This window comes from Dokdonia genika (assembly GCF_042652845.1).
GTDB classification, from domain to species: Bacteria; Bacteroidota; Bacteroidia; order Flavobacteriales; family Flavobacteriaceae; genus Dokdonia; species Dokdonia donghaensis.
In genome coordinates this window covers 210,088-232,457 of the sequence record NZ_JBHSHB010000007.1, presented here as the reverse complement: position 1 = coordinate 232,457, position 22,370 = coordinate 210,088, and the positions used below count along the sequence as shown (strand labels likewise).

21 protein-coding genes are annotated in these 22,370 nt (G+C 37.5%); 19 read left to right on the top strand and 2 right to left on the bottom strand.

Annotated elements, in window-relative coordinates; genetic code table 11:
- Position 1 precedes the first annotated feature (1 nt).
- On the top strand, positions 2-469 hold the full coding sequence (locus ACFO5T_RS02025) for a hypothetical protein (RefSeq protein ID WP_380031629.1): 468 nt from the start codon (positions 2-4) through the stop codon (positions 467-469).
- 16 nt (positions 470-485) lie between these two features.
- A complete protein-coding gene (locus ACFO5T_RS02020; RefSeq protein WP_380031627.1) occupies positions 486-1,457 on the top strand; it encodes a DUF4837 family protein in 972 nt (323 codons plus the stop codon).
- Between the two features lie 513 nt (positions 1,458-1,970).
- Here the strand turns inward: ACFO5T_RS02020 and tatA are convergent.
- Positions 1,971-2,159, bottom strand: coding sequence for a twin-arginine translocase TatA/TatE family subunit (gene tatA / locus ACFO5T_RS02015; RefSeq protein WP_035326230.1), 189 nt, complete (start codon positions 2,157-2,159; stop codon positions 1,971-1,973).
- Positions 2,160-2,327: 168 nt separating this feature from the next.
- Here tatA and ACFO5T_RS02010 point away from each other — a divergent pair, with 168 nt between their 5' ends.
- The 17 genes from ACFO5T_RS02010 to ACFO5T_RS01930 all read left to right on the top strand — a co-directional run bounded on the left by ACFO5T_RS02010 (position 2,328) and on the right by ACFO5T_RS01930 (position 21,344).
- On the top strand, positions 2,328-3,194 hold the full coding sequence (locus ACFO5T_RS02010) for a M23 family metallopeptidase (RefSeq protein ID WP_375253182.1): 867 nt from the start codon (positions 2,328-2,330) through the stop codon (positions 3,192-3,194).
- The gene (locus ACFO5T_RS02005) at positions 3,194-4,687 is read left to right on the top strand and encodes a GH3 auxin-responsive promoter family protein (RefSeq protein ID WP_380031625.1); all 1,494 of its coding nucleotides are present in this window, start codon (positions 3,194-3,196) and stop codon (positions 4,685-4,687) included. The genes ACFO5T_RS02010 and ACFO5T_RS02005 overlap by 1 nt, the downstream gene beginning before the upstream one ends.
- 80 nt (positions 4,688-4,767) lie before the next feature.
- Positions 4,768-6,453 (top strand): DUF6909 family protein, encoded by a 1,686-nt coding sequence (locus ACFO5T_RS02000; protein ID WP_380031622.1) that lies wholly within the window; start codon positions 4,768-4,770, stop codon positions 6,451-6,453.
- A 77-nt stretch (positions 6,454-6,530) separates the two neighbouring features.
- The gene (locus ACFO5T_RS01995) at positions 6,531-7,523 is read left to right on the top strand and encodes a hypothetical protein (protein WP_380031620.1); all 993 of its coding nucleotides are present in this window, start codon (positions 6,531-6,533) and stop codon (positions 7,521-7,523) included.
- A 20-nt stretch (positions 7,524-7,543) separates the two neighbouring features.
- A complete protein-coding gene (gene gmd / locus ACFO5T_RS01990) occupies positions 7,544-8,662 on the top strand; it encodes a GDP-mannose 4,6-dehydratase (protein WP_380031618.1) in 1,119 nt (372 codons plus the stop codon).
- A 7-nt stretch (positions 8,663-8,669) separates the two neighbouring features.
- The gene (locus ACFO5T_RS01985) at positions 8,670-9,716 is read left to right on the top strand and encodes a GDP-L-fucose synthase family protein (protein ID WP_380032190.1); all 1,047 of its coding nucleotides are present in this window, start codon (positions 8,670-8,672) and stop codon (positions 9,714-9,716) included.
- The gene (locus tag ACFO5T_RS01980) at positions 9,717-10,337 is read left to right on the top strand and encodes a class I SAM-dependent methyltransferase (protein WP_380031616.1); all 621 of its coding nucleotides are present in this window, start codon (positions 9,717-9,719) and stop codon (positions 10,335-10,337) included. It abuts the gene before it with no gap.
- Positions 10,338-11,606 (top strand): oligosaccharide flippase family protein, encoded by a 1,269-nt coding sequence (locus ACFO5T_RS01975; RefSeq protein ID WP_380031614.1) that lies wholly within the window; start codon positions 10,338-10,340, stop codon positions 11,604-11,606.
- Positions 11,596-12,669: a glycosyltransferase family 4 protein gene (locus tag ACFO5T_RS01970; RefSeq protein WP_380031612.1), complete on the top strand. Its 1,074-nt coding sequence runs from the start codon at positions 11,596-11,598 to the stop codon at positions 12,667-12,669. The genes ACFO5T_RS01975 and ACFO5T_RS01970 overlap by 11 nt, the downstream gene beginning before the upstream one ends.
- A complete protein-coding gene (locus ACFO5T_RS01965) occupies positions 12,659-14,101 on the top strand; it encodes an O-antigen polymerase (protein WP_380031610.1) in 1,443 nt (480 codons plus the stop codon). The genes ACFO5T_RS01970 and ACFO5T_RS01965 overlap by 11 nt, the downstream gene beginning before the upstream one ends.
- 284 nt (positions 14,102-14,385) lie before the next feature.
- Entirely contained in the window at positions 14,386-15,300 is a 915-nt protein-coding gene (locus tag ACFO5T_RS01960) for an O-antigen ligase family protein (RefSeq protein ID WP_380031608.1), read from the top strand.
- Positions 15,290-16,366 carry a glycosyltransferase family 4 protein gene (locus ACFO5T_RS01955; protein WP_380031606.1) on the top strand — a complete coding sequence of 359 codons (1,077 nt, stop codon included), beginning with the start codon at positions 15,290-15,292 and terminating at the stop codon, positions 16,364-16,366. Before ACFO5T_RS01960 ends, ACFO5T_RS01955 begins: the two co-directional genes overlap by 11 nt.
- A complete protein-coding gene (locus ACFO5T_RS01950) occupies positions 16,366-16,914 on the top strand; it encodes a putative colanic acid biosynthesis acetyltransferase (RefSeq protein ID WP_380031604.1) in 549 nt (182 codons plus the stop codon). The genes ACFO5T_RS01955 and ACFO5T_RS01950 overlap by 1 nt, the downstream gene beginning before the upstream one ends.
- Positions 16,907-18,133, top strand: coding sequence for a WcaI family glycosyltransferase (locus ACFO5T_RS01945; protein ID WP_380031602.1), 1,227 nt, complete (start codon positions 16,907-16,909; stop codon positions 18,131-18,133). The genes ACFO5T_RS01950 and ACFO5T_RS01945 overlap by 8 nt, the downstream gene beginning before the upstream one ends.
- Before the next feature lie 91 nt (positions 18,134-18,224).
- A complete protein-coding gene (locus tag ACFO5T_RS01940) occupies positions 18,225-19,211 on the top strand; it encodes a UDP-glucuronic acid decarboxylase family protein (RefSeq protein WP_380031600.1) in 987 nt (328 codons plus the stop codon).
- 2 nt (positions 19,212-19,213) lie between these two features.
- On the top strand, positions 19,214-20,566 hold the full coding sequence (locus ACFO5T_RS01935; RefSeq protein WP_380031598.1) for an undecaprenyl-phosphate glucose phosphotransferase: 1,353 nt from the start codon (positions 19,214-19,216) through the stop codon (positions 20,564-20,566).
- Positions 20,550-21,344 (top strand): glycosyltransferase family 2 protein, encoded by a 795-nt coding sequence (locus ACFO5T_RS01930; RefSeq protein WP_380031596.1) that lies wholly within the window; start codon positions 20,550-20,552, stop codon positions 21,342-21,344. The genes ACFO5T_RS01935 and ACFO5T_RS01930 overlap by 17 nt, the downstream gene beginning before the upstream one ends.
- Here the strand turns inward: ACFO5T_RS01930 and ACFO5T_RS01925 are convergent.
- The gene (locus ACFO5T_RS01925; protein ID WP_380031594.1) at positions 21,341-22,279 is read right to left on the bottom strand and encodes an endonuclease/exonuclease/phosphatase family protein; all 939 of its coding nucleotides are present in this window, start codon (positions 22,277-22,279) and stop codon (positions 21,341-21,343) included. The genes ACFO5T_RS01930 and ACFO5T_RS01925 overlap by 4 nt on opposite strands.
- Positions 22,280-22,370 lie beyond the last annotated feature (91 nt).

The window sequence follows — 22,370 nt, the reverse complement described above, 5'->3', positions numbered from 1 at the left end:
TATGAAAACTCTTCTGTACGTCTTATGTTTTTGTTTTGTGAGTGTGAGCATCGCTCAAGAGACTATACTTGAACCTGTAGATGTAGAGAACACTTCAAAAAAAGATCCGGTATACGAGTATCTATTACAACACTATAAACCTATTTCTGATAAAGAGCCTATTCCATCAGACGGCGTGGTAGATTGTGGTTTTACACAAACATTTGAAAACGGGTTGAGCTATGAGAAGCGCAACTGTGCAGATGCATACCTTGCCAGTGGTGAGGTCCTTACCGTTACAAATCCAGACAGAACATCAATAGTAAAATGGGTAGAATCGCTCAATGCTATTTTTACAGACCAGAAAGGACATAATGGATGGAATTTTGATCAATCAGAATACAGACCACTGTCTAACGTGCCTGGCGCATTTTTTGAAATTTATAGATATAAAAACACTACCAGTGTCCTCGTAATGTCAGGGTGCTAGTCTAATAAAAAACCATATGATTAAAAAAGTATTTTTAGCCCTCTTAACTACTGCATTTATAGCTTCTTGCTCTAATGGCGATGGAAAAAAAATATTAACAGAGTCTGTAGGAAAAATAAATAACGTAAAGGTTATTGTGACTAAAGATCAATGGCAGGGCACTATAGGAGATGCGCTAAGAGACGTTCTTGCAGATCCGGTATATGGATTGCCTAGAGAAGAACCTAAGTTTTCTATAGACCAGATACCACCAGATGCCTTTAGCGGGTTTTTGCTCAAAAACAGGATTTTTGTTCAAATCAAAGCGGCAGATAGTGCAACCGTTACTATTGTAAATGATAAGTATGCGCGCCCACAAACAGGTGTGATTGTTACTGGAAATAGCCAGACACAAATTGCAAACCTCATTATTGATAATGAAGAAAAAATTGTGACGGCTCTTAAAGCGCAAGAGCTAGTGGCAAACCAGCGTCGTATTAAAAAAGCACTAAAAGAGACAGACTCGCTACAAAAAACCTTTGGAGTACGTTTTAACTTCCCTACAGCATATCGTTATGCAGAGCAAAAACCAGATATCTTCTGGATACGTAAGGATTTAAAACGTAGCGGTAATATGAATATAACAGTATACGAAGTACCACTTCAAGCCATAGATAAGGATACACTTACCATAAAAAATATCATACGTATGCGTGACTCTATAGGTGGTAAAAAAATACCTGTAGATGATGGCCGTTTTATAACAGAGAGAGCCTTCTCACCTTATTTACAAGAGACAGAAATAGACGGTAAGTTTACGTATGAAACTAAAGGAACCTGGGAGGTAGATGGTCGTTATATGGCTGGACCCTTTGTAAATTATGCAATACGTGATGAAGAAAACGGGAGATACCTCATACTAGAAGGCTTTATATTCTCACCCTCTCAAGACCAGCGTGATAATATGTTTGAGCTAGAGAGTATATTAAAAACGGCTAAGTTGAAGTAGGTATATGAAAGTATATTGGTTTTTTTTAATCATAGTATTTACTGCTAGCTGCAATAGTACTAGTCCATCAAAAGGTGATAGCATACCTTATTTGTTACCCTCGAAAGTTGAGAAGTTATTATTGGAAGCAATTGAAAAGAACCCTAAAAATAATTATTGTATTCTTTTAGAGAGTAATGGATTAACTAGAAAATTCCAATTAGTTAATGGTTATAGCCATATACACGAAAGGACAAATCATCTAGTCCTTATTGGATAAAAATATTATCCAATTTCTTTTATTAGGTTTGATGGAATATATGCGTTGAAAAATTCATCTCAAGAGGTTTTGAAAAGACGCAAGGATGGTAAGCCAAATGAAGAGTTAGGAATCCTATCATACCCTATGTACCACGGGTATTATCAAATTGAAATTAGCAACAGCGGTGAAATCATAAAAGCTGACTACTATTACTAAAAAAACCGCATAGCTCAAGGAGCTATGCGGTTTTTTATATAGTATAAAACTAGATTTTATTTTTTCTCTTCTATAAGATCGTCATCTTCGTCTTTTGATGCTTTCTTAAATTCTTTAATACCGCCTCCTAAGCCGCGCATCATTTCAGGGATTTTTTTACCTCCAAAAAGTAGTAAAACCACTAATACAATAAGTCCTATTTGCCAAGGGCCTACCATTCCTAAAAGTATACTTAATGTGTTCATCATCTTCTGTTTTAGAAAAACAAAGATAGTAAGAAAACAAACATATGAGCGTTAAAGTCATAAAAAGGACAGAATAAGGAGCTTTGTAGTGTGTGATGGCAATTTTCGCGTAAGCGTAATAATAGGTCTACACTATATCACATCTAAAAAAGTATATTTGTAAATCAGATGGCAGAAAAGAAAACTAAAAAGAAGAAAATTGCAAAAAAGCTACTGCACAAGTACCGCTTAGTGATACTTAATGAAGATACTTTTGAGGAGCGTATTTCTTTTAAACTCACACGGCTTAACGTGTTTATATTGGTAGGTGTGTCTGCTATAGTGCTTATAGCCTTAACCACATTACTCATTGCGTTTACACCACTTAGAGAGTATATCCCAGGTTACTCAAGCACAAAACTTAAACGTAATGCAACCTTACTAGTCGCAAAGACAGACTCGCTAGAAAATGCGATACGAGTAAACGAGCAGTACTACTCATCTATACGCAGAGTACTAAGTGGCGACGTAGAGGCGCTAGAGTTTGATAGAGATTCTATACGAGATGCGGTTTTTAATGAAGAAGATATTTATGTGCTACCTAGCAAGGAAGATAGCTTGCTTAGACAAACGGTAGAGCAAGAAGATAAATATAACGTTTTTGATAAGGCTGTAGAGGATACAGATTTTTCATTATTTCCACCGGTGCAAGGTACCATTACATCTACTTATAATGCTGCCTTAAAGCATTATGCGATAGATATTGTAACAGAAAAAGATGCTCCTGTGAAAGCAGCGGCAGATGGTACAGTGATTTTTGCAGAGTGGACAGCAGAGACCGGTCACGTACTCATTATTGAGCACCCTAAAAACTTGATTACCGTGTATAAACACAATGCTTCTCTTAACAAGGAGCAAGGTGATCTTGTACAAGCGGGTGAAGTTGTGGCAACTGTAGGTAATACAGGAGAACTCACAACAGGACCACATTTACATTTTGAATTATGGAGTAATGGATACCCCATTAACCCAGTTAATTTTATTGATTTTAACTAATGTCATTAAAGTCTTTTGGCGCAAAGATTTTTGCCTCTTACATAACGGGTAAAATTAAGAAGTGGGCAGATCACCCTATAGAAACTCAACAAAAGGTTTTTGAGAAGCTCATAGATGCTGCGCAGTATACAAACTTTGGTAACGATCACCATTTTGATAAAATAAAAACCCATCAAGATTTTGTAAAACACGTACCCATAAGAGATTATGAGGCGCTTAAACCTTATGTAGATAAGATGGTTGCCGGTGAGGCAGATGTTTTATGGCCTGGTAAACCCTTGTATTTTGCAAAAACATCTGGTACCACATCTGGTGTAAAGTACATACCCCTCACAAAAGATAGTATGAAGACGCACCCTAACAGTGCTCGTAATGCCATATTATCATATATCGCAGAGACGGGTAATACGAGCTTTGTAGATGGTAAAATGATTTTCTTACAAGGAAGTCCCATAATGACCGAAAAAAACGGTATTAAACTAGGGCGTCTATCTGGTATAGTAGCTCACTATGTGCCTAACTATCTTCAGAAAAATAGACTTCCTAGCCTAGAGACTAACTGTATAGAAGACTGGGAGCATAAGGTAGATAAGATTGTAGAGGAGACTATAGATCAAGATATGACCCTTATAGGAGGGATTCCGCCGTGGGTACAGATGTATTATGAGCGTCTTATCCAGAAGAGTGGTAAAACTGTAGGAGAGCTCTTTAAAAACTATCAACTCTTTGTGTATGGTGGGGTAAATTATGAGCCATACCGTCGCAAGCTAGAAGACCTTATAGGGAGAAGTGTAGACAGTATTGAGTTATATCCTGCAAGTGAAGGATTTTTTGCCTTTCAAGACTCACAGACTGAGAAAGGAATGCTCCTGCAGCTAGATAACGGAATCTTTTATGAGTTTATAAAAGCAGATGAGTTTTTTAACGAAAACCCAAAAAGAATCACCCTCAAAGATGTACAGCTAGATGTAAACTATGTAATGATTATATCTACCACTGCTGGCCTGTGGGCTTATAACATAGGTGATACAGTAATATTTACCAGTCTCAAACCTTATCGTGTGATGGTCTCTGGTCGTATTAAGCACTTTATTTCGGCATTTGGGGAGCACGTGATAGGTAAAGAAGTAGAGCAGGCTATGCTTGAGGCATCTGCAGGTACAGATATCAAGGTGACCGAGTTTACTGTCGCACCACAAGTAGCACCACAATCTGGACTGCCTTATCACGAGTGGATGATAGAATTTGAAAATGAGGGGACGGGAGATTTAGACGCTTTCGCGAAAGCGCTAGACACCTCACTACAAGCTCAAAATTCTTACTACTTTGATCTTATAGAGGGTAAAGTACTACAACCTCTTAAAATAACGAGAGTGGCAAAAGACGGCTTTAATGAGTATATGAAATCACAGGGAAAACTGGGGGGACAAAACAAGATCCCAAGACTCTCAAATGATAGAAAAATAGCAGACCTTCTTGCAGTAAAGCAGTAACATGCTTGTACCGAGGCGAGATAGTCTATGCCTTGCAAGGGGTGAGATGTAAATACTAATCATTACCTTTGACCTTTAATATGAGTATATTAAAAAAACAAGGGCGTACAAGAGCACAAGAGAGTAGCAGCGCCATCGAAAGGATGTATATCACAATGCGTCACCTCTTTAATAGAGGATTCTACAAACCAATGGGTGTTTCTGGAGAAACATTACGTGAAGCACTATTAATCTTAAGACCAGAAATTTACGGTACTATAGCAGAAGAAAAAGTCGAGCTAGACGGACTTCTTTATGTAATAGATAGACTTCCAGAGGGAATAGAGGAGTGTAGATTTATTAATCTTACTAGCGACGAGGGGTATAAAAATAGCCACTTTGAACCTATTGTACCGGCTAAGCGCCGCCGTAATTGCTATCGCATAGATGAAGAACAGATGAACATCGAGATTACTCGTGGTCGTTCTGAGATATATGATATCCTTACCCACATTACTTTTCTTTTTATAGAATCTCACAAAATAATGAAGCGCGTACTCATTAATGATGAGGGGGCAGTTATACGTGACTGGGAGAAGTTAGAAAAAGCTGTTTTAGATAATGATGATCTCGACCAGAAGGGTTGGGAAATCGCTATGACCCACACAGCAAACATTTTAGGAAGAACCTTTGCAGAGGTAAGTAGTATTGCTCCAGAGTTTAATACAAGAACAAATAACAAACGCTTTTTACAAATCATATACTGGCTAGGTAAACTGGCTATTGCAGAGGTTTTAAAAGAAAACAAGCGTACGGTTACATTTAGCCCAGTGTTGCGTGAGCGACTAGGTCATCACATACACGGTGAGGTTTGGGCAAATGATATTAAGGCTACCTTAAAACAACACGGTTTAATACATAGACCGTTACACATTATAAGTGCAAATATGCACTCTGTAATGAATACACTGTATGCACCGCTTGCTCTTAAGTCTGAGCTTCGTAAGAAGTCTAAACTTGACATTTATGAGATGCTTAGTAATAGTGGTAACGGTGCTCTACGTAATAAAGTGCAAAAAGTAGCGTTACAAAACGGAATGATATACCTTCCGGATGAAAGCGGAACGAATATCAACGTTCAGATTTTTGATATGTGTAAGCTTCCTGTTGCAGAAAATGATTTCTGTAAGAAGGAGATGAAAGATGAAGAACATCCAGTAATTATTGTGATGGACTATGCCTTTGGAGAGCAAGCTTATGAAACTATGGAGGAGCTACTCAAACCATATCAAGATGGTGAGGAGAAGATATATCTAGATGTAGATTCTATATCTATAATGGGTAAAGCCGGTATTCTTGAAGGAGGCAAGGGAGATCTTATGATACCTAGCGCACACCTTTTTGAAGGAACTGCAGATAATTATCCTTTTGAAAATGAATTGTCTAAAGAAGATTTTGAAGATAACGGACTTCTCGTTTTTGAAGGAGCAATGGTTTCTGTATTAGGGACATCGCTACAAAACAGGGATATTCTTAAATTCTTTCACGACAGTACGTGGAGCGTTATTGGACTAGAGATGGAAGGTGCTCATTATCAAAAAGCGATACAAGCCGCAGCAAAGTTGCGTAAAAGTATAAAGGAAACAGTAAAAGTGCGTTATGCATATTATGCTAGTGATAATCCCCTAGAAACGGGAAGTACACTGGCTTCTGGAGGATTAGGTACCACAGGTGTAAAGCCTACATACCTCATTACAGAAAAAATACTGGATCAATTATTCAAGTAATTTAAGAGTCTAAATTATAAACTGTATTTTGGACCTTTAACGGCTTACATACCACTAACGACCAAAATATAATACGTATGAGCGATCATTACAATCAACCTGCTAGCCAGCAGGAGATGGACCTTTCTGATATATTCTCTCTCATAGGCAGATTTATAAAAAACTGTATCTACTTCATATTTAGAATAGTAGATTTTATAATTAGAAAGTGGTGGATTATACTACTGCTTATAGTCGCAGGTATTGCCCTTGGCTACTTCACAAAAGGTGCATCTTCATATGAGGCAAATCTTTTACTTAAGACTAATTTTAAAAGTCAGTCGTACGTTTATACTGCTATTAACCAGTTTAATAATAATCTAGCCGAAGGAGATACAGACTTTGTTACTTCTCTTGGTAAAGACCCATCTACCTTTGGCGTGGCTTCTGTAGAGGTCGCTCCCGTGGTAGAGGTACTTGATCTCATAGCGTATATAGGTGAGAATGATAGAGCCCTAGGCGAGATGACTCGTGAGTTCAAACTAGAAGATGATAGAGAGCTTTTTGCTACAGATCGTTTTCTGTCTACTTATAAATATCACAAGCTCACCGTAGGTCTCAAGAGTGAGCAGGGTAAAGAAGATATTGCGAGCCTTATGAGCTTCATTAATGATCAACCCTTTGCACGTGAGCTCAAGGAAAAAGGTCTTGTAACTCATACAGAATTTATTAAAAGCCAAGAGCAATCTATAGAACAGATTAATAGTCTTATCAATGCCTACAGTAAAGAAAACGGTCTCTTAAATAGCACTAAAGAAGAAGGTTTCTATTTTAATAATAGAAGTGATAATATCTCAGATTTATTTGATGTAAAAACACTTTTACAAAGGAACTTAGAAGAGCTTAAAAACGATGATGTAAGCTACACAAATGTGGCCGTTATTGTAAGCGACATTCAAGCTTCTAGAGACACATCTATTCTAGATAATATGATTGTTATTTATCCGCTATTATTTGTGATATTGTTTCTTTTTGTTTCTGGTACAATAAAGTTGTACAGCTCTTACAAAGCCGAAACATTAAATAATTAAGAAACTCCAATACGCACGTTATGAGTCATAAAGTAGCATTAATCACAGGTGTCACAGGGCAAGATGGAGCTTATCTCAGTGAGTTTCTCCTTAAAAAAGGGTACGAAGTACACGGTATAAAACGTAGGACGTCACTATTTAATACAGATAGAATAGATCACTTGTATGAGGATCCTCATATTGATAATCAACGGTTTTTCTTGCATTACGGTGATCTTACAGATAGCACAAACCTCTTTAGAATTATACAAGAAGTACAGCCAGACGAGATTTATAATCTTGGAGCAATGAGCCACGTTCAAGTTTCTTTTGAGATGCCTGAGTATACGGCAAATGTAGATGGTCTAGGTGCTTTACGCCTGTTAGAAGCTGTAAGAGCTTTAGGTTTAGAGAAAAAAACAAAAATCTATCAAGCATCTACCTCAGAGCTGTATGGTAAGGTGCAAGAGGTACCACAAAGCGAGACAACACCGTTTTATCCTCGTAGTCCATATGCAGTAGCAAAGCTTTATGCATACTGGTCTACCGTAAACCACCGCGAGGCGTACGATATGTTTGCTTGCAACGGTATATTATTTAATCACGAGTCGCCTGTAAGGGGGGAGACTTTTGTAACTAGAAAAATCACTAGAGCAACCGCAAAAATTGCCTTAGGTCTTCAAGATAAAATGTATCTAGGTAATCTAGATGCAAAACGTGACTGGGGACACGCAAAAGATTATGTACGTATGATGTGGATGATCTTACAAGCAGATGAACCAGAAGACTGGGTGATAGCTACAGGAGAGACAACTACTGTAAGAGACTTCATAAAAATGGCTTTTAACTATATAGGCGTCAACCTAGAGTTTACAGGTGAGGGAGTAGAAGAAAAAGGTAAAGTAGTCTCATCAAATAATCCTGAGTACCCCGTAAAAGAAGGTCAAGTAGTTGTTGAGGTAGATCCAAAATATTTTAGACCTACAGAAGTAGAGCTCTTAATCGGTGATGCTTCAAAAGCATATAATAAGCTAGGTTGGAAACCAGAGTATAAACTACAAGGACTTGTAGATGATATGATGAAGAGCGACATCAAGCTAATGCAAAAGGACAGCTATCTTAAAGAAGGAGGGTATCAAACAATGAACTATTTTGAGTAGCACAATTATACCTAAAGAGGCAAAAATTTATGTTGCAGGCCATAGAGGCCTTGTGGGAAGTGCAATTGTAAAGGCACTTACAGCAAAGGGTTATCATCACATCGTCACGCGCACACACGAAGAGCTGGATCTTACAGATACCCTTGCCACAGCAACATTTTTTAAAACAGAACAACCAGCATATGTTTTTCTGGCTGCCGCAAAGGTGGGTGGCATCATAGCAAATAATACCTACAGAGCAGACTTTTTGTATCTCAATCTTATGATACAAAACAATGTGATACACCAGAGTTATAAGCACGGAGTTAAAAAATTACTCTTTTTAGGCAGTACCTGTATTTATCCAAAAAACGCACCACAGCCTATGCCAGAAGACGCCCTGCTCACAGGCACTCTAGAGTATACAAATGAACCCTATGCTATTGCAAAAATCGCAGGAATCAAGCTGTGTGAGAGTTACAATCTTCAATATGAGACAGATTTTCTATCTGTAATGCCTACTAATTTATATGGGTACAACGACAATTTTGACCTTGAGAAATCACACGTTTTGCCTGCACTTATAAGAAAAATGCATCTTGCAAAACTCTTGTCAGAAGGTAAAAACGACGAGATATGTAAAGATCTAGAGGTTTCCGCTTTCGCGAAAGCGCAACCTATTCTAAAAAAGTTTGGCATCTCTGCCGAAAGTGTAGAGATATGGGGAACAGGTAGTCCTAGACGCGAGTTTTTATGGAGTCAAGATATGGCAGATGCTTGTGTACATATAATGGAAAAAACGAGCTTTGACCAGGTAAGAGGTGACAGCGATGAGGTAAGGAATACCCATATAAACATAGGTACAGGCATAGATATAAGTATTAAAGAGCTTGCTATGCTTATAAAAAGCACCGTAGGTTTTAAAGGTAAACTAGTTTTTGATACCTCAAAGCCAGACGGAACAGCTCGTAAACTAACTAATGTAGATAAACTACACGAGCTAGGGTGGAAGCACACCGTAAACCTAGAAGAAGGTGTTGTAAACCTATACAACTGGTACTTAAAAAAGAAATAGATGAATCCCAAAATCTGGACCCCTAGATATATAACAAACAGAATAGGACTCTATGTATATGAGCAATTTAATAAGGATAAACCTTGGATTGCACCTAGCGCTATAAAATGGCTAGACACAAACTTACATAAAGAGATGTCTGGCGTAGAGTTTGGGTCTGGTAGAAGTACTGTTTGGTATGCTCATAAGCTTAAGAATCTAGTAAGCATAGAAGATCATCAGGACTGGTATCAAAAAGTAAAACAACAACTTGAAAAAGCTAAGCTTACAAACGTACGCTATATCTTAAAATCTTGTGAGCAGGATATGTCAGGCCACATCCCTTACGTAGATATTGTAAAAGAATTTGATAATAGCTCCATAGATTTTATGGTTGTAGATGGTAAATATCGTGATCGTATTGCTCTTGAAGCTATACAGAAGCTCACCTCTGGAGGTTATCTATTACTAGATGATGCAGAGCGGTATATACCACTTGATTCACATACACCTTATAATTACAAGAAGGAAGGAAAGAAACAACCAGAGGAGTGGAAAGCGTTTTCAGAACTCACAAGTAGCTGGGAGCAACTGCATTTTACAAGCGGTGTGTCAGACACGGTAGTTTTAATAAAACCATAATTGAGTATATTAAAATCCATAAAAGAGAATGCTGCAGGCCGCAAGATGGCTGGCAACTACGTTTCGTTACTGTTTATACAGGCGGCAAATATTCTGTTACCTCTTATTTTATTGCCTTACCTAGTACGCACACTAGGTGTAGAAAAATATGGACTTGTATTACTGGCACAATCTTTTTGCACCATTTTATATGTGTTTGTAGAGTTTGGATTTAACTTAAGTGCTACCCGCAGGATATCTATTCTCAAAGACAATGCCTCAGAAAAATCTCAAGTATTTTCGGCAGTGATATCTATAAAATTATTGCTGGCTGTTGCAGTAGCGGTTGTGTATGCGATAATCATACTTGCGTTTCCTAGGTTTAGGTTAGAGTGGGAGGTATATGCGTTAAGTTATGGTGTAGTAGTAGGGCAGGCATTGTTTCCAGATTGGTTTTTTCAGGGAATTGAGAAAATGCAGTTTATAGCAATACTCAATGTGCTTGCTAAAATCATTTTTACGGCTCTTATCTTCATTTTTGTTCGTGAAGCAGGTGATTATAGCAATGTGCCATTATTCACCAGTATAGGCTTTCTTATAGCCGGAACCATAAGCTTTATCATAAGTCTCAAGTTTGTAAAACTCATTAAGCCTTCAAAAAAGATGATGGGTGAACTTATGACAGAGAGTAAAAGCATCTTTGTGTCTAATATAGCTGCACGTCTTTTTAACTCTGCAAATGTGTTTATAGTGGGGATGATAGCCGGCGATACTATTGCCGGTATTTACGGTAGTTTTGAAAGGATTTTTATGGCAGCCAAAGGTTTCTTTTCTCCCATTATGCAAGCTGTATTCCCCTGGCTCTCTGTACAAGATGAGGCAAAGAGAAGAGCAAGTATACGTAAGATGGCGCCATTTATTATTTTGCTTGCGAGTGTATTTGTTACCATAATACTCATCTTTGGAGAAGATATTTTACAACTGTTATTTGATGATTCCGCCATAACAGCTTATACAACTGCATTTAAGATATTATGTACTGCAACTATTTTTGCAGGCCTTAATATGCTCATCCTTACCTTATACTTACCTGCTGTAGGTGCCTATGTAAAGCGTATGAATATACTATTAATAGGAGGCGTTTTTAATGTATTGCTCGCCTGTTTACTGGTGTCTATATGGCCTATTTATGGTATTGTGATAGCAGTAGTTTTTACAGAACTAGCGCTAGCGTTATTAAGTTGGGTGTATTTCTTTAAACAGTCTAAACCCCAAACGTATGCCGTCTAGACTTACCATTGTACAGACTGCATTACCAGACTATAGAGCAGGCTTCTATGCTGAACTCTACAGATTACTGGACACGAATTTCTCACTATATGGTGGAGCTCATTATTTTGAGCCGTCTGTACAAACAGACAATAGTATTTTACACAAGAAACTAGAAAACAAATTTTTACTAGGTAATCGTTTTTTATGGCAACGAGGAGTTAGACATCTAGCACTAGAGCCAGGTATTGTTGTACTTGAGATGAACCCTCGCATATTGAGCAACTGGTGGTTGCTATATAAACGGAAATCTAAGGGGCTCAAAACCGTATTGTGGGGTCACGCCTGGCCGCGAAAGGGTAAAAATAGTCCTACAGATCGCTTGCGTCATAAAATGCGTAAACTAGCGTCTACCATCGTGGTGTATACTAAAAAACAGCAGGAAGAGCTAGAAGAAAAAATGCCCGCAACACACATACTAGCCGCGCCTAACGCACTTATGAGTAGTGCAGTAATGAATGTCGCTGCAGGTAAACCACAACACCTTATTTACGTAGGGCGATTAACCCCAGAAAAAAAACCACTCTTTTTAGTCCAAGCATTTAAAGCGTGTTTACCAGATCTCCCACCAAAAACAAAGCTTCTCATAGTAGGCGCTGGAGAAGAACAATCTAAAATCGCTACATTTATAGAGAAACATCATCTTGAGAATCGTGTGGTATTGTATGGGCATATAAGCGACACAAAGGAGTTAGAACGACTTTATGCTTCTAGCTTGTTTAGTGTTTCGCCAGGTTATGTAGGCCTATCTATTACCCAGAGTTTTGGTTTTGGGGTGCCTATGCTTGTCTCTCGTGATGAACCGCACTCACCAGAAATAGAGGCAGCAATAGAGGGCGATAATGTAGTGTTTTATGAGACAGATGATGTGGTACGCTTTCGCGAAAGCGTAAAAAAAATATTCTCAAACAGAGAAGAGTGGATTGAAAAAAGAGGTGCAATCTCCACCTACTGTCGTGAGCGGTATACGGTAGAGGCAATGGCAATGGTGTTTTATAAACTTACGCAAGACAATGATAGGTAGACTCATCTTACTACTAGCTTATCTAGGGATAAGTGTTGTACTGTTTGCAACTTTTGCAACAGATGTATGGGTGTGGATGTCATTTTTTATGAGCAACCTTGTTCTGTTTGCGTTGTTCTGGTGGCATTTATATCAAGAGCGCGAGTACTCACCGTTTATATCTGTATACATTGTTTTTAACTTCTTGTTTTTTATCATAGCACCCATATTGCAGCTACGAGTTATAGGAGATAAGAATGCAGATTTCTTAACAAAGCTACCTTACACATTTTCAGGTATTATTTATAGTAATGTATTAATAATACTTTTTACGCTCTGTTTTTTTGGAGCTTATACGTGGTTTAAAAAAACTAGAAAAACTAGGGTTATAGTCCCAAATTATAATAGAGACAAAAGATTACCTCTTGTGCTTTTTGGGATATTAGGTATTTCTTTACTCGTATTTGTTGTGAGTATGGGGTTTGTTTTTAACGAGATGGCTCGTGCTGGATGGATGGCCTCATCCATAGGTCGCACTGCTTTACTTATATGGAAAAAGCTACTTTTTGTAGTACCGCTAGGGGGTGTTATTTTATCGGTACAGTATTATAAACAGTCTAAAAAGTCAGGTATAAATGTGCTTGCTGTGGCTGTTATGTTTGTTTTATTTATAATACTGCTATTATGGTTTAAAAATCCGCTAGTAGAAAAGAGAAATGCCTTAGGCCCCATTTATATTTCTATAATTTACCTCCTCGCACCTAGACTGCTTAATAGTAATGTGAAGACGATGTTTTTTATGTTTTTTACAATGGTTGTTGTGTTCCCACTTTCGGCTATTATTACGCACGCAAAGTCTTCTTTAAGACAGATTATTATACAGCCGCGTATACTTCTAGATGAGTTTGAAGGAGAGGGGATAGGTGAGGTTTTTAATACAATACATTATGATGCCTTTATAAATATAGTTGGCACTATAGATTATGTAAAGTACGAGGGCTTCTCATATGGATACCAGTTTTTAAGTGCATTTTTGTTTTTTATACCGCGTAAAATCTGGGAAGGAAAACCAGTGAGTACGGGACAGCTAGTAGGTGAGCACTTAATAGATAACTATGAGTTTACGTATAGTAACTTATCTAACCCTATGGTATCTGAGGGATATGTAAATTTTGGGATTATAGGTGTTATACTTCTTGCCATTGCTCTTGGGTATGCAATAGTTTACTTTTTGACTTGGTTACATAGCCACATTCTTATTAAAAAAATTATGGCTTTTTACTTTGCGATACACTTATTGTTTTTCTTAAGAGGAGACTTTGCAAATGGATTTTCGTATTACGTGGGAACTCTTATAGGTGTTATGGGTATTGCTAGATTAATAGATTACCTTATCAAAAATGGATTAAATAATCAATATAAATGGAGGCAAAAACAAATAACAAAAGCTTAATGTATTTAGAAGGAGCTTTGTTTCTTCTATTTGCATCAATACTGTTACCTACAAATGTAAAATCTATTGCTGTGGGGTTGTTTTGTGCTGTCGCAGTTTATCATTTTTTCAAATGTAAAAACACATTTAACACACGCTTTTTTCTAGTAAATGCTGCGGTTTATTTTCTAATTGTGATAACACTCATTTACAGTGATAACATCGCCTATGGAGTAAGAAAACTCACGTCTTTTTTGTCATTACTGTTATTTCCGCTCTGTTTTGCCTTGTTTTCAAGAAACGATATGAAATATCTCCACTCTCGGTTAGAAAAATTTTTAGGGGTATATCTTGTGACCGTTGTTCTTTTTAATGTGATTCCGTTTTTATGGTTTTACATTACACATTATAGTTTTAGTGATATGCTCATTCATTTTCCTACTGTGATGCGTGTTGATGTGGGTAAATATGGTATACACCCTATTTATCTATCAATGCATTGTAGTGTGGCGATTTTATTCTCAATGTTCATATTGCGCTCCTTAAAAAGTAAATGGAAAATAGTAGGAGTCTTATTACTTGATGCAATACTCATTTTGTTCTTACTGCTGTATGCAAAGAAGGGGCCTATTTTAGCCCTTATGATTGTCTCTACACTGTTTATACTATTTCAGCGCAAAAGAGCAATTGTACGGCCTTATATTTTTGCAATTCTAGGTCTTGTTGTATTGATGATTGCCATACCACGCACCAGAAATAAATTTTTAGAACTTCAAAAAATTGAGGTGATAGGTGAGGGAGGACCTACGTCTACAAATATTAGATATACTATTTACGGCGTAGCAAAAGAACTCATTTATGAAAGTCCTATTTTGGGGTATGGTATAGGTGATTATAGGGATGTGCTCAATAAAAAGTATGAAACCACAGGTAATAGTGTTTTAAAAGAAGGGAGATATAACACGCATAATCAGTTTTTGAGTTTATTAACCATAGGAGGAGTCATATTATTATTAGCTTTTTTATGCACACTAGCTATAAATCTTGTCTTTGCAACGCGATTTAATAATGAACTCTTTATACTAGTTCTGTTATTTTATGGCATTGTTATGTTAACCACAAATATTTTAGAGCGTGAGGCCGGAGTTATTTATTTTGCATTATTCTTTAACTTCCTTTCTGCCAAAACACTTTTTGTAAACCCCTCAGATGCCTCATAAAAAAGTTCTTCTTATTGGACCACTACCAGAGCCTACCACTGGCGTTTCGCTAGCAAATCAGGTAGTAAGTAGCGTGCTTAAAAATGAGGGCTATAACGTTACAGAGGTAAATACATCCTTTAGTTATCTGGACGAAGATCTAGGCGTATTTTCCTTTAAAAAGCTTTGGCACAACCTTAAGTATAATACACAGGCGTTTAAAGTTTTTTCAAATCACATAATTTATTTCACTCCAGGACAAACGTTTTTTGGGGTGCTTAAATATGCAGTTTTTATAGTTTTTGCTGCGCTTTCGCGAAAGCGTATCATCACCCATATACACGGCAATCATCTAGGTACAGCTTACCATCAAATGACTGGTGTAAAAAGATGGGCTACAAAGAAACTTATGTCTTTATCTAGCGACGGGATTGTGCTGTCTGAGTCATTAAAACCAAATTTGATACCCTTTCTAGATGAAAAAAATATTCATATTCTACCCAATTTTGCTCAAGAGTATTTAAATACAGATATCACAAAAGACTACGCCTCTCCACGGTTTATCTATTTGAGTAACCTAATGCAAGAAAAAGGAATTATAATATTTTTAAAAGCACTTCTAGAACTTCAAAATCAGAATATTTCTTACCAAGCTCAAATAGGTGGAGCCGTCACAAAAGAAATGTGGATGCAAGTAAAACCATTATTACTGCAACTCAAAAATGTAGACTATAAAGGTGTGGTAATGGGAGAAGAAAAGAAAGCCCTTTTTGAGTGGGGTAATGTCTTTGTGCTGCCTACATATTATAAAATGGAAGGACAGCCCATATCTATCTTAGAAGCAATGGCAACGGGTAGTCTAATAATTACCACAACGCAAGGAGGAATACCAGACATTATAAAAAATGGAGAGCAAGGTCTCTTTGTTGAAAAACAAAATGTAGAAGATCTCGTTTTAAAGATGAAAAGTATTGCCAGTAATCCCAAGATTATTTCTGATATTGGGGTTAAGAACCAGGCACATTTTAGTAAAAACTTCACGATGAAGGCATTTACCAGTAGACTTATAACCATATTTAGAAAGTAGTGGAATACCAGAATTTAGATCAATATAAAACGCCAAAGGGTTTTCGTGGGCGGTCTGCTCTTATAGTACAACTATGGCGTGTGGTATATGTTATTTTCTTTAAACACTCTCCACAGTTTTTATACGGTTGGAGACGTTTTATTTTGAGATGTTTTGGCGCACAAGTGGGCAAAAATGTCATCATAAGACCTAGCGCTCAGATAACCTACCCCTGGAAGATAAACCTCGGTGATCACTGCTGGATAGGAGATGAGGTCGTTTTGTACACTTTAGGACCTATTACGATAGGTGCAAATGCCGTTATATCACAACGTAGTTATTTATGCACAGGCTCGCACGACTATCGCTCACCTCATTTTGATATTTATGCAAAGCCTATACACATAGCAGAGAAGTGCTGGCTGGCTACAGATGTTTACGTAGCACCAGGAGTATCTGTAGGTGCAGGAACCGTGATAGGTGCTAGAAGTAGCGTTTTTAAAAACGTACCAGCAGGTAAGGTAGGTATAGGTTCTCCACTAGTTATATTAAAAGATCGTATTGAATAATCTCACAGGCAAGCACATCACTCTCATCTCCCTAAACTTCTATCCAGAAGATACGGCCATAGGTTTATACAGTACCCAGATGGCAGAGTACCTGGAGCAACAGGGTGCACACATATCTGTCATCACAGCTTTTCCATATTATCCGCAGTGGGAGATTGCTCCAGCATATCAAGATAAAGGGAGTTACTTACACGAGAAAAAAGGATCTATAGACATTTATAGATACAAGCAGTTTACACCTAAGAGTCCAACCTTTTTAAAGCGTGTGGTACATATTACAGACTTTACACTAGGCTCACGTTTTAACTTTAAGCAAATAAAGGAGTGCGATATTGTGATTTCAGTAATACCATTTACAAGTAGTGCGTGGTTAGGTAATACGCTTTCGCGAAAGCGTAATGCAAAACACTGGATACATATTCAAGATTTTGAATTTGACGCAGCTTTTCAATCTGGACTTGCTACCACAACATCAGAAAGTAAAAGTGTTGCTTATAAAGGTTTAATGCGTTTAGAGCGCTCTATACTGGACAAAGCAGACTGTGTGAGCACTATAAGCCAGACTATGCTGGCTAAACTTAAAGAAAAGACAAATACGACTACCTATTACCTGCCCAACTGGATAGACGCCACAGAGAGTGACCCGTCTCAAGTGGTACAACACCCATACTTTTCTCAAGACAAGTTTAGTATTCTGTATGCAGGTAATGTGGGAGATAAACAAGACTGGTCTTTTTTTAAAAAAATAGTTGCCGCATTAGATTTTACAAAGTTTGAAGTAACTGTGGTAGGTGCAGGAGCAAAAATGGAGCTCCTCAAAGAGCAACTTAAAGGCTCTAGTGTACAATTTTATGATCCAGTAGCTCTTGAAGGGCTAGCTAGTTTACTAGCTACTGCAGATGTACATATCTTATTTCAAAAAGCCGAAGTTGTAGACACAGTAATGCCTTCAAAAATTTTAGGAATGATGGCAAGTGCACGCCCTTCTATAATAACCGGCCACCCAGATGCAGAGCCTGCAAAAATTATAGAGGCATCGCAAGGCGGCTATTATAAAAGCACCACAGATGCACAAGAGATTGTGGCTATTTTAGACAGCTTACGTACCAATAGTGATAAAGCAACGTTAATGGGGAGTAACGCAAGGAAGTTTATAGTAGAAAAATATGCCAGAAAAGCTATTTTGAAAGACTTTACTGACGCATTGAGAAGGTTATAGGAGCTTAGTTTTATAAGCAGTGAATACTTCCTTATTTTTACGGCAAGCAGTCAGTCATAAGATTTGCTACCCAATCAACCAATAATAGAGAATGAAGAGAGTTTTAATTACAGGTGCAGCAGGATTTTTAGGGTCACATTTATGTGATCGTTTTATTAAAGAAGGCTTTCACGTGATAGGGATGGATAATCTTATTACGGGTAGTTTATCTAATATTGAGCATCTTTTTAAATTAGAACACTTTGAGTTTCACCATCACGATGTGACCACTTTTGTACACGTGCCAGGTGAGCTAGATTATATATTACACTTTGCCTCACCAGCAAGTCCTATAGATTACCTTAAGATTCCAATACAAACCTTAAAAGTAGGTTCACTAGGAACACATAACCTACTGGGTCTTGCAAAGGTTAAAAATGCACGTATTCTCATAGCCTCTACTTCAGAGGTGTATGGAGATCCTCTAGTACACCCGCAAGATGAGGAGTATTATGGTAATGTAAATACCATAGGCCCACGTGGTGTATATGACGAGGCAAAGCGTTTTCAAGAGTCTATCACAATGGCTTATCACCGCTTTCACGGGCTTGAGACGCGCATCGTGCGCATATTTAACACCTACGGCCCAAGAATGCGACTTAACGATGGTCGTGTGATACCAGCTTTTATGGGGCAAGCATTAAGAGGGGAGGATCTCACGGTTTTTGGAGATGGTTTACAAACAAGGTCTTTCTGTTATGTAGATGATCAAGTAGAAGGTATTTACAGGCTACTTATGAGTGATTATGTACTTCCAGTAAACATAGGTAACCCAGATGAGATCACGATAAAAGACTTTGCAGAGGAGATTATAAAACTTACAGGTACAGATCAAAAGGTAATCTATAAAGATTTACCTGTAGATGACCCTATGCAGCGCAAGCCAGATATTACAAAAGCTAAAGAGATTTTGGACTGGACAGCTACCGTAGGTAGAAAAGAGGGTATGAAAAAAACCTTCGAATATTTTAAAAATCTTACACAAGAGGAGCTCTATAAAAGTGAGCATAAGGACTTCTCAAAGCACATACGTAAATAAGTATGGCGCAACGCGTAGGTAGATATTCAGTTTATATAAGGCCAGCAATTTATTGTATTGACCTTGCAATTATCGTGTTGCTAGCTAAGCTATGTCTTGTAATGAATGAAAACTTCTTGTTGTTTTCTATGTACATCATTGCTACGTGGGTGTTTAGCGCAACCAAGTCAGGTTTTTATGAGGTATATCGATACACAAGACCCACGCGCATTGTCTCTCTTATTTTATTACAACTTGCCATATTTGCTTTATTAGTATTTGCTTTTTATGGTTTCTTTCAAGATGTAAACACATCGCCTCGTAGTATAATTTTTTATGTCTTGTATGTATTTCTTGGGGTGTCTATCGTAAAGTTTGGCGTGTTTTATTTACTTAAAACTTATAGAACTGTGCTAGGCGGTAACCACCGTAATGTGGTTATTCTAGGTTGGAATAATCAAGCAGAAGAGCTCAAAAACTTCTTTTTAGAAAACAAGGCCTACGGGTATACGGTTAAGAGCACTTTTGATATAAATAATCCTAAAGTCTCTCTAGATAATATATTTAGATATGTTTTAGAAAATAATATTGATGAGGTATACTGCTCTGTAGAGCAATTCTCAAATGAAGAACTTAGAGAAATCTCCGAGTTTACAGATAACAATCTTAAAATTCTCAAGTTTATACCAGATAGCAGAGAGATTTTTACAAAAAAACTAGAGTATCAGTACTTAGGGATCACCCCAATCTTATCATTACGTACCATCCCTATAGACACGCCTCTTAACCAGTTTATAAAGCGTGCTTTTGACATTATTTTGTCGGTAATTGTATTAGTAGGAGTTCTTTCTTGGCTCACGCCTATACTCGCCATATTAATTAAGTTGGACTCAAAGGGAACCGTGTTTTTCAAACAAAAACGTAATGGTCTTGACTATCACGAGTTTTACTGCTATAAATTTAGGTCTATGAGACCTAATGAAAAGGCAGATCTTGAACAGGTGAGTAAAAATGATGAACGCATTACTCGCGTAGGTCAGTTCTTAAGAAAAACGAGTATGGACGAGTTGCCACAGTTTATAAATGTTCTTAAAGGAGATATGTCTGTAGTGGGGCCACGACCACATATGGTAAGCCACACGCATATGTATGCAGAACGCATAGATAAGTTTATGGTACGCCATTTTATAAAACCTGGTATTACCGGTCTGGCACAAGTAAGCGGTTATAGAGGTGAAGTGGAGACAGATGAGGATATTGTAAACCGCGTAAAGTTTGATATATTTTATGTTGAGAACTGGTCATTATTTCTAGATATAAAAATTGTTTTTACCACTATTTATAAAGCCATAGTAGGAGATGAAAAAGCCTACTAGCCACACATCACAACCCTTAGTTTCTATTATAACACCATTGTATAATGCGGCACGTTTTATACAAGCTTGTAGCGCAAGCATAAAAGCGCAAACCTATCAAAACTGGGAGCATATTATTGTAGATGATGCCTCTACAGATGGCTCGCTATCACTAGCACAAGAGCTTGCTAGTGCAGATAGTAGGATACGTGTTGTTACGCTTTCGCGAAACAAAGGAGCCGCCTATGCCCGTAATAAAGCTACTGAGCTTGCCAGTGGTGACTACATAGCCTTTCTAGATGCAGATGATCTTTGGCACCCCGAAAAATTATCTAAGCAAATTACTTTTATGCAAAAGCATAATTGTGCAGTATCATACACCAGCTACATACAAATAGATGATGAGGGTAACCCACTAGGAAAGCGCATAAACGCGATGCCTTCTCTTACGTATAGTAAACAGCACAAAAATAATTACATAGGCAATCTCACTGGAGTATACAATGCTAGCCTGATAGGCAAAATAAGCGCCCCTAGCATAAGAAAAAGGCAAGACTGGGCATTGTGGCTTAAAGCAATAAAAAGAAGCAGTAAAGAAGCCTTAGGGCTTCAAGAGGATCTAGCTTTTTATAGAATACGAGAAGGGTCTATGAGTGCAAATAAAGTACAACTAGTAAAGTATAATTTTAAATTTTACAATCAGCATCTTGAGTATTCTTGGTTTAAATCAGCATACTGGTTAGGGATATTTTTAATGGAGTATTTTTTTGTGAGGCCAAAATATATAGAAACCTACTAGAAAGCTATTTGCATCCAGATAGGTCTATGGTCAGATAGGTAATACTTTACATAAGACTTAAACTTGCTGTGGCTTTCTTGCCATAAGTCTGGAAAAACTGCGTTATCAAAATCAAAAGTCCCATTTGCCTGTATGGTGTTTTTTAGAGAAGGTAAAAAGGCTATTTGATCATACATTTTATCATCTGCAATGTTTGAGTATACTTTAGTAGAATGTTTAGGTAGTTCTAGGCCACGTTTTACTAAGGCTTTATAGATGAGGTCACCAGGTTCTACTAGTGGTAAGTTAAAATCACCAAGGGCAATAATTTTATCAGAAAAGGCATATTTAGAGTTTCCCATCAAGTCTGTGTGCCTAGCTATTGCATAAGTTTCTAAAGCTCTACGATGAATGTTTTTCTTACTGTTACTTCCAAAGTAGGAGTGTACATTAAGTAAAACAAAATTTGTATTTCTCCATTGAAAAGAGCCTAGATAAGGATTGCGATCAAAGCCAGTAAAAGAGCTAGTAACTCCAGGCAACTTTATATACTTATGATCCTTAGGCGGGATTGCTACTTCGCCTACCATCTCAAGTTGCTTGACTACGCGGCTATCAAATATGTAGGCAAACCGTTCATTATTACCAGCCTTATCAGAAAAAAGTAAGTTATAATGACTAGGTAACGCGGCTTCTATTTGTCTAAGGCCTTCAAGGTTTACGTTTACCTCTTGTATGGCAATGAGATCAAACCAGTCTATAATTTCTGCTATAAGTGCGGCGTGTATAGTCCAGCGTTTATGAAGTCCTAAGTTTGCAATGTTCCAAGAAGCAATGAGTAACTTGGTTTTAGACTTTGCTGGAATGTGACGTGTTTCTTTATGAGCTAGTAGTAAGTCTATCTGATCTTTAACTGAAAAGTTATAGGTAAATGCAGGTTTTGGAAAGGCTGGCATAACACGATATTTTATGGTAAGATAGAAATTGTAATACTACCGATAAAGAGGTATTTGCCTGTTTATCAAGTCAGAACTTATGGATAAGTTC

What these genes read in the sequence shown, in the direction of transcription:
- ACFO5T_RS01980 (WP_380031616.1), top strand. Translation starts at nt 9,717, where the DNA reads ATGAATCCCAAAATCTGGACCCCTAGATATATAACAAACAGAATAGGA.
- ACFO5T_RS01970 (WP_380031612.1), top strand. Translation starts at nt 11,596, where the DNA reads ATGCCGTCTAGACTTACCATTGTACAGACTGCATTACCAGACTATAGA.
- ACFO5T_RS02010 (WP_375253182.1), top strand. Translation starts at nt 2,328, where the DNA reads ATGGCAGAAAAGAAAACTAAAAAGAAGAAAATTGCAAAAAAGCTACTG.
- ACFO5T_RS01965 (WP_380031610.1), top strand. Translation starts at nt 12,659, where the DNA reads ATGATAGGTAGACTCATCTTACTACTAGCTTATCTAGGGATAAGTGTT.
- ACFO5T_RS02005 (WP_380031625.1), top strand. Translation starts at nt 3,194, where the DNA reads ATGTCATTAAAGTCTTTTGGCGCAAAGATTTTTGCCTCTTACATAACG.
- tatA (WP_035326230.1), bottom strand. Translation starts at nt 2,159, where the DNA reads ATGAACACATTAAGTATACTTTTAGGAATGGTAGGCCCTTGGCAAATA.
- ACFO5T_RS02020 (WP_380031627.1), top strand. Translation starts at nt 486, where the DNA reads ATGATTAAAAAAGTATTTTTAGCCCTCTTAACTACTGCATTTATAGCT.
- gmd (WP_380031618.1), top strand. Translation starts at nt 7,544, where the DNA reads ATGAGTCATAAAGTAGCATTAATCACAGGTGTCACAGGGCAAGATGGA.
- ACFO5T_RS02000 (WP_380031622.1), top strand. Translation starts at nt 4,768, where the DNA reads ATGAGTATATTAAAAAAACAAGGGCGTACAAGAGCACAAGAGAGTAGC.
- ACFO5T_RS01960 (WP_380031608.1), top strand. Translation starts at nt 14,386, where the DNA reads ATGAAATATCTCCACTCTCGGTTAGAAAAATTTTTAGGGGTATATCTT.
- ACFO5T_RS01925 (WP_380031594.1), bottom strand. Translation starts at nt 22,279, where the DNA reads ATGCCAGCCTTTCCAAAACCTGCATTTACCTATAACTTTTCAGTTAAA.
- ACFO5T_RS01955 (WP_380031606.1), top strand. Translation starts at nt 15,290, where the DNA reads ATGCCTCATAAAAAAGTTCTTCTTATTGGACCACTACCAGAGCCTACC.
- ACFO5T_RS01930 (WP_380031596.1), top strand. Translation starts at nt 20,550, where the DNA reads ATGAAAAAGCCTACTAGCCACACATCACAACCCTTAGTTTCTATTATA.
- ACFO5T_RS01995 (WP_380031620.1), top strand. Translation starts at nt 6,531, where the DNA reads ATGAGCGATCATTACAATCAACCTGCTAGCCAGCAGGAGATGGACCTT.
- ACFO5T_RS01935 (WP_380031598.1), top strand. Translation starts at nt 19,214, where the DNA reads ATGGCGCAACGCGTAGGTAGATATTCAGTTTATATAAGGCCAGCAATT.
- ACFO5T_RS02025 (WP_380031629.1), top strand. Translation starts at nt 2, where the DNA reads ATGAAAACTCTTCTGTACGTCTTATGTTTTTGTTTTGTGAGTGTGAGC.
- ACFO5T_RS01940 (WP_380031600.1), top strand. Translation starts at nt 18,225, where the DNA reads ATGAAGAGAGTTTTAATTACAGGTGCAGCAGGATTTTTAGGGTCACAT.